12 protein-coding genes are annotated in these 13,520 nt (G+C 72.1%); 3 read left to right on the forward strand and 9 right to left on the reverse strand.

Translation table 11 applies throughout. From position 1 onward, the window contains the following. Nucleotides 1–2: 2 nt before the first annotated feature. The 6 genes from ABT147_RS35055 to ABT147_RS35080 all read right to left on the reverse strand — a co-directional run bounded on the left by ABT147_RS35055 (nucleotide 3) and on the right by ABT147_RS35080 (nucleotide 7,192). Nucleotides 3–686, reverse strand: a complete 684-nt coding sequence (locus ABT147_RS35055) for a hypothetical protein (protein ID WP_351413815.1) — start codon at nucleotides 684–686, stop codon at nucleotides 3–5. Beyond that, nucleotides 683–2,569, reverse strand: a complete 1,887-nt coding sequence (locus ABT147_RS35060; protein ID WP_351413817.1) for an alpha/beta fold hydrolase — start codon at nucleotides 2,567–2,569, stop codon at nucleotides 683–685. The genes ABT147_RS35055 and ABT147_RS35060 overlap by 4 nt, the downstream gene beginning before the upstream one ends. Before the next feature lie 244 nt (nucleotides 2,570–2,813). Next, nucleotides 2,814–3,101, reverse strand: a complete 288-nt coding sequence (locus ABT147_RS35065) for a hypothetical protein (RefSeq protein ID WP_351413819.1) — start codon at nucleotides 3,099–3,101, stop codon at nucleotides 2,814–2,816. Nucleotides 3,102–3,290: 189 nt separating this feature from the next. After that, nucleotides 3,291–4,706, reverse strand: coding sequence for a phytoene desaturase family protein (locus ABT147_RS35070; RefSeq protein WP_351413822.1), 1,416 nt, complete (start codon nucleotides 4,704–4,706; stop codon nucleotides 3,291–3,293). A 353-nt stretch (nucleotides 4,707–5,059) separates the two neighbouring features. Further along, nucleotides 5,060–6,403, reverse strand: a complete 1,344-nt coding sequence (locus ABT147_RS35075; protein WP_351413825.1) for a sensor histidine kinase — start codon at nucleotides 6,401–6,403, stop codon at nucleotides 5,060–5,062. A gap of 99 nt (nucleotides 6,404–6,502) precedes the next feature. After that, nucleotides 6,503–7,192 carry a response regulator gene (locus tag ABT147_RS35080; protein WP_351413827.1) on the reverse strand — a complete coding sequence of 230 codons (690 nt, stop codon included), beginning with the start codon at nucleotides 7,190–7,192 and terminating at the stop codon, nucleotides 6,503–6,505. Nucleotides 7,193–7,482: 290 nt separating this feature from the next. Here ABT147_RS35080 and ABT147_RS35085 point away from each other — a divergent pair, with 290 nt between their 5' ends. After that, nucleotides 7,483–7,863, forward strand: coding sequence for a response regulator transcription factor (locus ABT147_RS35085; RefSeq protein WP_351413829.1), 381 nt, complete (start codon nucleotides 7,483–7,485; stop codon nucleotides 7,861–7,863). 95 nt (nucleotides 7,864–7,958) lie between these two features. Here ABT147_RS35085 and ABT147_RS35090 read toward each other — a convergent pair whose 3' ends face one another. Both ABT147_RS35090 and ABT147_RS35095 read right to left on the reverse strand, forming a co-directional pair. Next, complete coding sequence (locus tag ABT147_RS35090; RefSeq protein ID WP_351413832.1) at nucleotides 7,959–9,086, reverse strand: sensor histidine kinase; 1,128 nt, start codon at nucleotides 9,084–9,086, stop codon at nucleotides 7,959–7,961. After that, nucleotides 9,083–9,832 carry a response regulator gene (locus ABT147_RS35095; RefSeq protein ID WP_351413834.1) on the reverse strand — a complete coding sequence of 250 codons (750 nt, stop codon included), beginning with the start codon at nucleotides 9,830–9,832 and terminating at the stop codon, nucleotides 9,083–9,085. Before ABT147_RS35095 ends, ABT147_RS35090 begins: the two co-directional genes overlap by 4 nt. A 191-nt stretch (nucleotides 9,833–10,023) precedes the next feature. Here ABT147_RS35095 and ABT147_RS35100 point away from each other — a divergent pair, with 191 nt between their 5' ends. Beyond that, nucleotides 10,024–11,325: a DUF418 domain-containing protein gene (locus ABT147_RS35100; protein WP_351413836.1), complete on the forward strand. Its 1,302-nt coding sequence runs from the start codon at nucleotides 10,024–10,026 to the stop codon at nucleotides 11,323–11,325. Nucleotides 11,326–11,459: 134 nt separating this feature from the next. Next, nucleotides 11,460–12,779, forward strand: coding sequence for a phytase (locus ABT147_RS35105; protein ID WP_351413839.1), 1,320 nt, complete (start codon nucleotides 11,460–11,462; stop codon nucleotides 12,777–12,779). Nucleotides 12,780–12,808: 29 nt separating this feature from the next. Here ABT147_RS35105 and ABT147_RS35110 read toward each other — a convergent pair whose 3' ends face one another. Continuing rightward, the gene (locus tag ABT147_RS35110) at nucleotides 12,809–13,510 is read right to left on the reverse strand and encodes a FadR/GntR family transcriptional regulator (protein ID WP_351413841.1); all 702 of its coding nucleotides are present in this window, start codon (nucleotides 13,508–13,510) and stop codon (nucleotides 12,809–12,811) included. Between the last annotated feature and the right edge of the window lie 10 nt (nucleotides 13,511–13,520).

Consider the following 13,520-nt stretch of genomic DNA (forward strand, 5'->3'; position numbering starts at 1 on the left):
GGTCAGGCCCTCACTTCGGTCTTGGCGGAGGCGGACGGGGTGGCCCGCTCGGACGGTTCGGAGCGTTCGGACGGTTCGGACGGTGTGAGCGGGGTGCTCGGCGCGTGCGGGTCGAGCGGTACGAACGGGGAGACGAACATGAGTTGGGGGCCCTGACGCAGGTCGTAGCCGGTGCCGGAGGCCAGGGCGAACTGGAAGCCCCTGACGTCGTCGGTCGGGGTGTCCTCGGCCGCGATACGGGTGCGGACGTGCTCGGTGATCAGGCGGTAGCCGGGGGTGTGGGCGGCGGCAGCGAAGCCCTGTTCGAGGCGGGGCAGGATCTCCTGGCACGCGTCGAAGACGGACTTGTCGGCACGGCGGGTCGGGAACCAGACCAGGTGCAGGGGCTTGCGGTCCTCGATGCCGCTGGAGTCGCGCCAGGTCGAGGCGGTGCCGTCGGCGGCCACGGTGCGGTACAGGAAGTGGTAGTCGAACATGGCCGGGAGCGGGGCGAAGAACCGCCAGTTCGGCAGCAGGGAGAAGTGGTCCCGGCTCCGGACGCGGCCGAAGTCGTGGTGCGGGTGCTGGCCGGCGAGCGTCAGCAGGAGCACGGCGGCTCCGGCGATCCGCCAGGGGGCGCCCTCACCGGTGAGCGCGTTCTTCAGCCGCAGCCGCGGCAGGGAGAGACGGGTGAGGCGGGAGGTCATCGGGCGGCCTCCTTCCGGGAGACGGGGCGGGCGGATCGGGACGCGGACGGCGCGGACGATGCGTGGGACACCGGGGACGCGGAGGCCGTGGGAGGCGCGGGGGAGTGGCGGTCACGGCCGCCGGGGGTGTCGGGGGCGTCGAAGAACGCGACGATCCGGTCCGTCACCTGGTGCGCGTAACGGCTGGTGATCAGCATGCTCTCGTGGGTGGCGCCCTCGATGACGACGCTCTCGGTGCGCGCGCCGACATGGGCCTCGGCCAGCTCCCGGTGGAGCAGCAGCTGTTCGGGGTTGCGGTCCACGGTCCGCTGGGCGGAGACCACCAGCGCGGGCACGCCCTCGATCCGGGCGAGCGCGCCGGTGAAGGACGCGAAGTCGGCCCGTACGGCCTTCCATTCGCGGCGCGCGGCCTCCCACATGCGGGCGTCCGTGTACTGCGCGAAGACCTTCTTCCGGTAGGCGTACGGCAGTTCACTGATCCATGCCGGGCGGGTGAGGAGCATGCCGGTGCCCAGCCGCAGCGCCCGGCCGACCGAGGTGAGATTGCCGGCCAGGCCCTTCTCGACCGCGCCCAGGCCGCCGCTGAACTGGCCGGGGTGGGAGGAGTCGAGGTAGACGATGCCCTGGAGACGGTCGCCGAGATGGCGGGCCGCACGGCGGGCCAGTTCGCCGCCGATGGAGTGGCCGACGAGGATCACCCTGCGGTGCGGGGCGACGGCGCCGTTCACGAGGTCGACGAGGTCGTGGACGGACTCCGACAGCCGGAAGGCGGTGGTGGCCCGGCGCCGGCTGCCGGCGTATCCGGCGCGGGCGTAGGCGACGACCCCGTACCGGGTCTCGTAGCAGAGGCGTTCGGCGATCCAGGCGTAGTGCTCGCTGGTCGACAGCAGTCCGCTCGCCAGCACGACGACGGGCTGTCCGGGGTCGCCGGGCGCGTACTCCTCGTACTGGAGCCGGTTCCCGTGCCGTGTGGTCAGGGTGCGGGAGGTGTGCCAGCCCTCGGTGGTGCGCAGTCGGCGTCGTACGGCGGTGACGCCGGCGGCGGCGGTACCGGCGGCGAGCGCGGCGACGGCGGCCGTCAGGGCACGGTCGTCGCGGCCGGCGACGGCGGCGTGGGACCGGGGGGCGCTGGTGTAGGCGACCAGGGGGTGGAACGCGGGGAAGGCGGTCACGAACCTGCCGAGGCCCATGAAGTAGCCGTTGGCCACGTGGAACGCCGCCGCGCTCGTGATCATGGAGCGGGTCAGTCTGCCGCCCTTGGCGTACGCGAGCGGGAAGAGACACTCCAGTGCCAGCACGCTGTGCGTCAGCACCTTGGCGGTCCTCGGGTGCTCCCGCGTCCACCGGAACATGCCCTCGTGCCCGTACGTACGGGTGCGCATCACACCGCCGAGCGCGGTGGCGTCGCGCCAGGGCCTGCCGAAGAGCTTGACCCAGCCGGACACCGCGTACGCCATGTTTGCCTGGAGGGCGGCGTACCACAGCAGTGCGTCCTTGGCCGCCGGTGAGGGCGCCAACCGGGCCGCGCCGGTGGCCAGTTGCACCAGGGTGGCGACCTGGTCGGAGCCGTCGCCGCCGTAGTGGTGGCGTGGGGAGAGCACGGCGGACGACGCGCCGAGGAAGACGTTGCCCGCGCCCCGCCAGCGGGAGTCGCCGGGCAGCAGCATGCCGAGAGCCACGGCGGAGCGGGCGATGTGCAGGGCGGTCGTGGTCCGCACCCCGCTGACGCCGTCGACCAGACGGCGCGTCAGGGGACCGGCGCCGGCCAGGTACTGCCGGGCGACCTCCCAGTCGTTCATGCCGCCCTTCTCGATGTCCTTGCGCTGGGTCAGGTACTCCAGGGAGGACTGCAGGCTGGACACGGCGGCCAGTCGCTCGGACATGCCGATGGCGCGATCCCTGGCGACCGGAGCCGGTCCGAACACCGCAGAGGTGATCCTTTCCGGAATGACGGAAGGAATTTTTCCGCTGAATTTCACGGGCCCCTCTTTCGTGGTAGCCTCTGGTTGCGATTTATTTGCCTCAAGACACACTGCCGGGCCAGAACACACCTCTGGCCCGGCAGTTTTCATGTGCTGCGTCGATCAGCTACGGACAGCCGCGGGGAGCCAGGCCGTCCGGAGTGGATCAGACGCCGCCGGCGGCCGCGGCCTGGGCGTTCGCGGCGTTCGCGACGGCCTGGTTGGCGTCCGCGGCGGCCTGGTTGGCCTCCACCGCGCTTGCGGCGCCGACCACCTGGGCGACACCGCCCGCCGCCTGGGCCAGGTCCGCCAGTCCGCCCAGCGCGTTGAACGCGTTGTTGGCGTTCGCGATCCGGCCGATGCGCGGGGTACCGAGGGTCGGACGAGCGGACGCGAGGATGACACCCTCCACGGGGAGGTCCATGCGGTCCATCGCCTTCGCAATGCTGCTCATTCGCTTTTCCCTTTCGTTCCGAGGGCTTCGGAGAACCTTTTTCCGTGCCCTTCGAGAAAGAACACTACGGGCGGCCGCAGGGCCCTCACATCCAGAAAATTGCCGAATTCGAGAGTGGTGGGTTTCACAGGGTGCGGGCGGCACGGAAAAGGCCCGAACCGCACGGTCCGGGCCTTTTCGGGAAGGGGATTATCGGCGAAGTCCGCGCAGTGCCGAGGCGGCGGCGTTCGCCCCGCACATGCCGTGGGCGCCGGCTCCCGGTGGCGTGGCCGCCGAGCAGATGTACATGCCCGGCACGCCGGTGCTGTAGGGGTCGAGCGCGGCGCGGGGGCGCATGACGAGCTGGAAGGCGGTGTTCGCCCCGGCGACGATGTCACCGCCCACGTAGTTCGGGTTGTACTCCTCGAAGCCGGCCGGCGGGCGGACGGCCATGTCCAGGATCCGTTCGCGGAATCCGGGGGCGAACCGTTCGATCTGCGCGACGACCGCCTCCGTGGCGTCGCCGTCGTAGCCGTGCGGGACGTGCGCGTACGTCCAGACCGGGTGGACGTCGCCCTTCGACCGCCGTGGGTCGGCCAGGTACTGCTGTCCGACGAGGACGAACGGCCGTTCCGGCATACGCCCGGTGTGGATCGCCCGCTCGGTGGCGGCGACCTCCGCGTAGGTCCCGCCGAGATGGACGGTGCCGGCCCGGCGCGCCGCCTCGTTCGCCCAGGGCACTCCGTCCTGGACGGCGAAGTCGACCTTGAAGGCGCCGGGGCCGTGACGGTAGCGGCGATAGGCGCGGGCCACCCGCCCGGGCAGCAGGTCGCCCAGGATGTCGGCGACCGCGCGGGGCGCGAGGTCGAACAGGACCAGGTCGGCCGGGGGCAGATCGGCACGGGAACGCACCCGTGCACCGGTCTCGATCCGGCCGCCGAACTCCGTGAGCTGGGCCGCGAGCGCGTCGGCGATCGCCCGGGAACCGCCCGCGGCCACCGGCCAGCCGTGCCGGTGACCGGCGGCGATGATCGTCAGGCCGACCGCGGCGCTCGCCGGCCGGTCGAACGGGCGGAACGCGTGCGCGGCCACCCCGGCGAAGAGCGCCCGGGCGCTCTCCGACCGCCACAGCCGGGCCACCGCGGCGGTGGGCAGCAGGGCCTGCGGGCCGAAGGCGGCCAGCCGCAGGGGATGGCGCGGGAGATGCGCGAGGGGCCGCATGAGGTCCTCGGCGAGCGCGTCGTAGCCCTCCGCGAGCGGCCCGAACACCCGCCGCCATCTGCGGCCGTCCTCCCCACCGAGCCCGTCGGCGGTCTCCGCCACCGACCGGTGCAGGACCCCGGCCTCCCCGGAGTCCAGCGGATGCACGCAGTCGATGTCCGGCAGGCACCAGGTGAGACCGTGGCGGGCGAGGTCGAGACCCCGCAGGAACGGCGAGCCGACGGCCATGGGATGCGTGGCGGAACAGTGGTCGTGCAGGAGGCCCGGGGTCAGTTCGCTGGTGCGGGTGCCGCCGCCGATGCTGTCGGCGGCCTCCAGGACGGTGACCTCGACGCCTTCGCGGGCGAGGAACACGGCGGCCGCGAGACCGTTCGGACCACTGCCCACCACTACGGCCGTACTCATACTCTCCTGCGCCTCCTCGGCGATGGGGACCGGTCCGTCGGACGGCGACGTGGCGGACGGGAAGCTGCGGACGGGAAAGCTGCGGACGGGATGGCGGAGCAACGGGAACGCGGCGGACGGTAAAGCGGTGAGACGGTAAAGCGGTGGAACGGGAACGCGGCGGACGGGAAAGCTGGACGGGAAAGCGGTGGAACGGGCCCTCGGAAGGGCCCGGTCCGGGCCGATTCACCGCTCTGCGGGACGTGAGAAGGCCGTCCCGGCGCCTTTGGCTCTCCGAGATTAGAGGGTGGGGCGGTCCGGCGCGATTCGCAGAATTGCCTAATTCACGCCCCCGGGTCGCCCCGGCCCGCGTCCTAACCCGCGTCCCAACTCATGTCCGGCTCCGGCTCCGTATGCGCGTTCGGCTTGGCGTGACGGCCGGACGGCCGACGGGACGCCGGGCCCGCGTCGGCGGATTCCTCGGTGCTCTGGAGCGCGGCTCGCGCGACGACCGGGAAATGGGCGATGAGCCACCAGCCACCGTCGTCGTCGGGGCCCGCCGCCAGGGAGCCGCCGACCGCCTCCGCCCGCTCGCGCAGCCCGATCAGGCCATAGCCGCCGCGGCCACCCGTGGGGCGGGAGACCCGCCGCTCGGGCCCGGTGTTGTACACGTCGACCCGGAGCAGGTCGTCCCGGGTGCGATGGACGCGCACCGTCGCCTGGGTGCCCGGAGCGTGCCGCCGTACGTTGGTCAGCGCCTCCTGCACCACGCGATGGACCGCCGAGCCCACCTCGGGCAACAGAACGCTCCGCCGGGCCGCTCCGGTGATCTCCAGCTGGGCGGTCGAACCGTCCCCCTGGTCGCCGAACGCCGAGACCAGCTTGGTGAGTTCGGCGTACGGCTCCTCGGGGCGCTCGATGGAGGTCTGCTCGCCGTCCTCGCGCAGCACCCGGATCAGCCGGCGCATCGAGTCCATGGTCCGCTGCCCCGCCTCGGCGATGTTGCCCAGGATGGGGCCGATCTGCTGGGGCGCGCTCTCGTGGATCACCCCGGCGGCGTGGGCCTGCGCGATGATGCCCGTCACATGGTGGGCGACGAAGTCGTGCAGTTCCCGGGCGAGTTGGATGCGCTCGGCGAGCCGGACGGAGGCGATCGTACGACGGCGCCGGGCGTCCAGGGTGCGCAGATAGCAGCCCGCACCGACGGCCCCGCCGACCGCGAACGTCAGCAGGAAGGGGTAGGTGAGGGTGATGCCCGTACCCCCGGTGCGCAGGGGCTCGTCGATGATGCTGGCGCCCATCGCGGCCGCGAGGGCGAGGGCTACGCCGGGCCGGGTGACGTCGCGGCAGGTGCGGGCGAGCAGGACCAGCATGCACGCCGTCTCCAGCAGCCCCCACTCGGGCATGGCCCACCCCATCAGGGAGGTGCCCAGCGTCACCGACGTCGAGACGGCCGCGCAGAAACCCGTACGCCACTCGGTGCTCAGCCTCGGCTCCGGCACGAGCACCAGGGCCAGGGCGACGGGGCCGGTGAACAGGGGCAGCCAGTCCACGGGGCCGCGCTGCTGGGACCCGATGATGGCCATGTCGAGCAGCCACAGCACGCCCAGCGCCGGGTACAGGGCGCGGTGGCTCAGCTGCCGCGCGGGTAACCGAGGGGGGCCGAGATGCGGCTCGGTCGCTCGTGCCGAGAGTGCCGCGAGTGACGAGGTTGTCATGGCAGCCCAGGCTAGGCATGGACATGCTTCACTGGCGGGCGGTGGATCGATCTGTGGGCAGCGACACAGATCGACTACGCGGTGTTCACGGAATCTCCGTCAACGCCCGCTCCGTACCGCTCCGTTGGCCCACGCCCACGCCGCCACCTCGACACGGTTGCGCACCCCCAGCTTGTGGTGGATATGGCCCAGGTGCGTCTTCACGGTGGACAGGGACAGACACAGCTCGTCGCTGATCTCCTGATTGGTGCGGCCCACCGCGACCAGCCGGGCCACATCCAACTCCCGTGCGCTGAGCGCCGATTCGGGCACACCCGTGCCGTCCGCCGGGACCGACGCCCGCTCCTCCAGCTGCTTCAGCAGCCGGACCGTCACCCCGGGCGACACCAGCGCGTCCCCGCGCGCCGCCGCCCGCACCGCCTCGATCAGCAACGCGGGCGCGGCGTCCTTCAGGAGGAAGCCGCAAGCGCCGTTGCGCAGCGCGATGTTGAGGTAGTCGTCCTGGTCGAAACTGGTGACCACCACGACCTGGGTCGGATGCGTCGCCCCGGGGCCGGACAGCAGCCGGGTCACCTCCAGCCCGTCCAGCTTCGGCATACGGACGTCCACCAGGCACACATCCGGCCGCAACGCGCGCGCCAGCTCGACGCACGCGAGCCCGTCGGCGGCCTCTCCGACCACCTCGATGCCCTCCTGGGCGTCGAGGATGAGACGGAAGCCGGCGCGGACCAGATCCTGGTCGTCGGCGATCATCACGCGTGTGGGGGCGCTGCTCACGCGGCCGAGCATGCCATGGATCACGTGGCCGGTCCGGCAGTCCGCGGAAGCCGGTCGAACGAACGGCGGCACGAACGACCGCACGAACGTCGGCACGAACAGCCTTACCGAATCGGGCGGTTGGCGCGTTCCCGGCCAAAGGTCCGCCGCGCGCGGAAGGACCGGGGCCGATCGGCCGATGACTACTGCCGGGTATCGGTCGAATGGTCGATGGCCGGGTCCCGGGTGTCACGGAAGAGTCACAGCCGCACCACCTGGACGACACACGGGTCCCCGACCCCCTCCGAACAAGGCAGGCACCCATGGCAGTGGACAGCTCCGGCCGACTCAGCGCCCGGGAACTGGAGATCCTTCTTCTGGCGGCCCACGGTATGTCGGACGCGGACATGTCCCGGCGGCTGTCGATCTCACCCCGCACGGTGGCATCCCATATGCGCAGCCTCCGGGAGAAGCTGTGCGCGAAGAACCGTACGCATCTCATCGTGACGGCACTGCGGGCGGGCGTTCTCGCGCTGCGGACGGATCGGGGAGACAGGGCGGAGTGGGTGGACAGGACGGACCGTTCGGACCGTTCGGACCGTTCGGATCGCTCGGGGTGGCCGGAGCGATTCGATCGACTGGATGAAACGTTCCGCTTGACGGGGCGGAGCGGAGTGCGGGGTCAGTCCGTCAGTGTTGCGTAGCGCATGACCGGGTGCCCCGGGCCGGGTTCGGGTTCGTTCGCGGGCGTACTCGGGATCGTCCCGGTGGTGCGTGCCGCCGGCCGGCCCCGGGCCGCTCATGGTGTCCCGTCCATCGGGAGCTCCAGTCGCAGTTCGTAGCCCCCGTCCCGCAGGTGCCTGGACGTGACCGTTCCGCCGAGGAGTTCGGCTCGCTGGCGCAGGCCGATCAGGCCGTGGTGGGCGCCCGGCAGGGAGAGGGCCGGGCGGCTGGGCGCGGTGTTGGTGACGGTCGCGCGGAGGGTGCCGTCGCGCTGGTGGACGCGGATGGTGGCCGTGGCGCCGGGGGCGTGCTTGCGGATGTTGGTGAGGGCCTCCTGCACCGTGCGGTAGACGGCGCGTTGCACGGGCGGCGGGAGGTCGGCGGGCAGATCCGTGCGCAGGTCGGTGTCGATACCGCTGCCGGTGACGAGCCGGTCGAGGTCGGCGAGGGAGGGCTGCGGGGTCAGTTCGGTGGGGCGGCTGCCGGAGGCGCGCAGTATGCCCACCATGTGCCGCAGCTCGTCCAGGGTCTGCACGCCGAGCAGCCGTATCGTGGCCGCGGCCTCCTTCACCTCCGGGTCCCGGCTGCCGACCTGGAGGGCCCCGGCCCGCACCGCTATCAGGCTGACCTGGTGGGAGACGGCATCGTGCATCTCCCGGGCGAGCTGGGCCCGTTCCTTCGCCAGGACACCCTGCGCGACCAGCAGCCGCTCGTGCTCACGCGCCTCGGAGACCTCGACGAGACGCAGGGACAGCTCGCGGCGGGCCTGGACGAGCTGCCCGAGGAAGAGCGGGGCGGTCGCCTGCGCCACGCTGTAGGAGATGGGGATCAGGGCCTGGCGGTCGTCGAGGTCGGTGAACTCCGGTGACGGCCACGACCACCAGGTGAGGTCGCAGACCGCGAACGCCAGCGCGCACACGGCCAGCGGCACCCGGTGGTGGGTGCGCGAGGCGAGGGTGTACAGCGCCACCAGTGTGGCGAACACCGCGTCGGTGAACAGGGCGGTCGGCAGGGTGAGCAGAAAGGTCGGCAGCGGCAGCCGGCGGCGCATGACGAGCGCGCAGGCCGCGAGCAGGGCGGTGGCCAGCTCCCCGGGGTGATGGGTGCCCACGTCATGGATCCACACGTCCAGCAGTGACGCCGCGACGAGCACGGCGTCCATCACCGGCCCTTGCGGGGTGCGGGTGGGAGACCTCAACCTCATCGGCCCTCCTGTCCGCCGCCGCCGGAACGATCGCCATCGACGGAATATCCGCCACCGACAGGACGTCCCCCACCGACAGGACGTCCGCCACCGACGGAACGCGACGGTCTGAGCAGACCCGCGCGCTCCGCCAGCAGCGCCGCCTGCACCCGGCTGGCCACCTCCAACTTGGTGAGGAGGGCGCTGACATGGTCCTTGACCGTGCCCGTGCTCAGATGCATCCGGTCGGCGATGTCGGTGTTGGACAGCCCCTCGGTGATGAGGACGAGAACGGCGCGCTCGCGTTCGGTCAGCCGGTCGACGAGCCGGACGGCGGCCTCCCGGGGGCCGTTGTCCAGGTAGCCGTCCACCACGGTACGGGTCACCGTGGACGACAGGACGACGCCGCCCGCCGCCAAGGTCCGTACGAGATAGGGCAGTTGCTCCGGGTCGGTGTCCTTGAGGAGGAAGCCGGCGGCCCCCGAACGCAGGGCGGCGGCCACGTACTCGTCCATGTCGAAGGTGGTGAGCATGGCCACCACGGGAGGGCGGGGGAGTCTCCTGAGCTCGGCGAGGACGGTGAGCCCGTCCACGTCCGGCATACGGATGTCCAGCAGAACGACCTCGGGGCGCAGTTCCCGTACGGCGTGGACCGCCCGGCCGCCGGGGACCGCGGCCACCACGTCGATGTCGTCCGCGGAGTTGAGGATGTGCTCGAAGCCCGTACGGATCAGGGCTTCGTCGTCGACCACCAGTACCCGGATCACCTGTGCCCCGCTCGCCGTCGGACCACCACTGGACTGCTCCTGGAACCCCTACGACGTCCGAAGTCGCCGCCGGGTTCCCTTTCCTCCCGGTTTCCCGTCACCTGGCGGGGGGACTCCGGCTGGTCGGCGGGGGACCCTCCAGCCACCCGCCGGATGGGAACGCGCCCCCCGCGCCCCCGACTCTGAAGGCCATGACACCTGACACGTCATCGGACCTGTCGTCCAAGCCGGCCACCGGGCCGGCCGCCCACCCCTCTGTCGTCCCCGAGCCCACCGCCCCCACTCCCGCACCTGTCGTCCCCGAGCCCGCCGCCCCCGCCGCGGGCTCCGGCGGGCCCTCCACCGGCCGGCTGATCGGCATCGATCTGGCCCGTGGGCTCGCGGTCTTCGGGATGTACGCCGCCCATGTCGGCCCCGACCCGGCGGCCGGCGGGCCGCTGGGCTTCGTCATGGAGCTGGCGCGGGGCCGCTCCTCCGCGCTGTTCGCGCTGCTCGCCGGTTTCACCCTCGTCCTGATCACCGGCCGCCCGCACCCGCGCACCGGGCGCGCCGGACGGCAGGCGGTCGCCCGGATGGCCATCCGTTCCGTCGTCCTGATCGCCCTGGGGTTCGCGCTGACCGCCCTCGACACCGACGTCGACGTGATCCTCGCCTTCTACGGGCTGACCTTCCTCGCCGTCCTCCCGCTGTACCGGCTGCGGGCCCGGACACTCGCGCTCCTCGCCGCCGCTACCGCGCTCGTCATGCCCCAAGTCCTGTACGTGGTACGGCTGTCGATCGAGGAGGGAAGCTGGGCGGACGCGATCATCGCCGCCGATCCGCTGGCCCGGGTCAGCGACACGGACGGCTTCATGGAGCTGCTCTTCACCGGCGAATACCCCGTGCTCACCTGGGCGTCGTTCATGCTCGCCGGTATGGCGGTCGCCCGCCTCGACCTCACCCGGAGCACGACCCGCACCCAACTGGCCGTAACCGGCGGCATGTTGGCCGTGCTCGGCTACGGCGGGTCCTGGCTGGCCCTCCGTCTCGTCCCGCACGCGCGGGCCACCGTCGCCGCCGCCACCGACGGCGATGCGGCGGCCTCGGCCTGGTGGTCCGACACCGTCGGCTACCTCGTCGACGACACCCCGGCGGCCTGGCTCCTGGTGGGCGCGCCGCACAGCCAGACGACCTTCTCCATCCTCGGCAACACCGGTGTCGCACTGCTGGTCGTGGTGGGATGCGTGACGGCCATGGACCGGCTGCCGCGCTTCGCACGCCTCGCCACCCCCGTGCGCGCCGTCGGTATGACGGCCCTGACCGCGTACGTCCTCCACATCCTCGCCATCCGGGAGTTCGGCATGGAGGAGGAGACCGGGCCCGCGCTCGTCGACCTCCTCGTCTACCTTCTGGCCGCGATGGTGCTCGCCACCGTCTGGACCCGGTTCTTCCGCCGCGGCCCGCTGGAGCACGCGCTCCACGTCAGCACCCGCCCGGCGCGCCTCATCAGGTGACGACTGGGCGAACTTCAGCCAATCCACGGCCACTTCACCACAGCGGCATGGACAGGTCACGTCCGTCTGCGCGCAAGCTTCACTCCGCACCATCTGCATGTCCCCGACCATCGACGACATTCAAGGGAGCGCGTGTGAGAACGCCCCGCACTGCTCGAAGAGCCGCCCTCATCGCCTCGGGCACCGCGCTGACCACCTTCCTGGCGGCCTCCCCGGCGGGAGCGGGTACGTCGTCCGCCCTCCCGACGGTGACCGCGAAGAGCGAGTCGGCCGCGCTGTACGACGACGAGGCCGGCGGCAACTCCGACGCCGACGACCCGGCGATCTGGCGGAACCCCGCCGACCCCGGCCGCAGCCTCGTCGTCGCCACCGCGAAGGAGGGCGGTCTGCGCGTCTACGACCTGGACGCCCGCCTGGTGCAGTCGGTGTCCCCGCCGAAGCCGCCGACCGAGGACGACGCCCCGGGCCGCTACAACAACGTCGACCTCGTCACCGGCCTGCGCACCTCGGCGGGCCGGGCCGACGTGGCGGTGGTCAGCGACCGGGGCAACGACCGGCTGCGGATCTACCGCGTCGACCCCTCCCGCCGGAACGGCCCGCTGACCGACATCACCGACCCGGCCGCCGCCCCCGTCTTCTCCGCCGATCAGGCCGAGATCAACGACCAGCGCACCGCGTACGGCCTCGCCACCTGGACGGACAAGGCCACCGGCCGCACGTACGCCCTGGTCAGTCAGCGCGAACGCACCCGTCTCGCCCTGCTCGAACTCCTCCCGGCGGCGGGCGGCAAGGTCGGCTACCGCAAGATCCGCACCCTCGACCTGCCGTCCTCCTTCCGCCTGCCCGACGGCAGCACCTGGAGCCCCTGCGGCGAACCCGGTGAACTCCCGCAGGTCGAGGGCATGGTCGTCGACCCCGCCACCGGCACCCTCTACGCCGGCCAGGAGGACATCGGCATCTGGCGCCTGCGCGCCGACCTCACCGGCAAGCCCGTCCTGGTCGACCGGACCAAGGAGTACGGCGTCCCCGGCACCTACGACGAGGAGACCGAGGAGTGCGCGCCGGGCGCCGACCCCGGCTACGGCGGGAAGCGGCTGTCGGCCGACGTCGAGGGCCTGACGATCTATCAGGAGCAGGACGGCGACGGCTACTTGCTCGCCTCCAGCCAGGGGGACAACACCTTCGCCCTGTACGACCGCGAGGTGAGCGAGGGCAACGAGTACGAGGGCGGCTTCCGCATCGGCGCCGCCTCGCCGACGCTCGACAGCGTGGAGGAGTGCGACGGCGCCGCCGTCCTCAACGCCCCGCTGGGCCGCCGCTATCCGCGCGGCCTCCTCGTCGTCCAGGACGGCCACGAGACCCCCGAGGTCCCGGACGGCGAGGGCGGCACCCGCACGGGCACCGGCTTCAAGTTCGTCGACCTCGGCGAGCTGGTGGACGCCACCGACATGTGAGCGCGCCCGGCGGCCGGTGCCGACCGAGGTCAGCCCTCGATCGCGCAGAGGGGATCCTCGTCGAGCCCGGCCGCCATCCACTGCTCCACGGCCGCGACATGGACCGTCGCCGCCGACACGGCCAGCGCGGCGTCACGGGCCCGCAGGGCGCGCAGGATCTCCTCGTGCTCCCGGTGCGCGTGCTCCACGGACCGTTCGGTGCTGGTGCCCCGGACGATCCGGGCCCGCTGGGTACGGGTGGAGAGCACCCGCAGCAGCATGGACAGCACCGGGTTGCCGACCGCCTCCACGATCCGCAGATGGAAGGCGATGTCGTGGCCGACGAACTCCTCGACCGTGGCGGCGGCCCGCGACCGCTCCAGGATGGCGCCCAGTTCGACGAGGTCGCCGGCGGTGAGCAGGGCGGCCGCCGCCCCCGTCGCCTGGGGTTCGAGCAGCCGCCGTACCTGGAGCAGTTGCAGGGCCGTCTGCCCCTGGGAGACGTCCGAGGCGAAGGAGAGCGACTCCAGCAGGAGATGCGGCTCCAGACTGGACACATAGGTGCCGTCGCCCTGCCGGGTGACCAGGATCCGCATCGCGGTCAGCGCCCGTACCGCCTCCCGCAGCGAACTGCGGGACAGGCCGAGCTGGGCGGCGAGGACCTCCTCCTTGGGCAGGCGGGAGCCCGGCGCCAGCTCACCGGCCACGATCATCGCCTTGATCTTGTCCATCGCCTCGTCCGTCAGTGCCACGAGGTGCCTC

It is taken from the genome of Streptomyces sp. NPDC001868 (assembly GCF_040297125.1).
GTDB lineage: Bacteria > Actinomycetota > Actinomycetes > Streptomycetales > Streptomycetaceae > Streptomyces.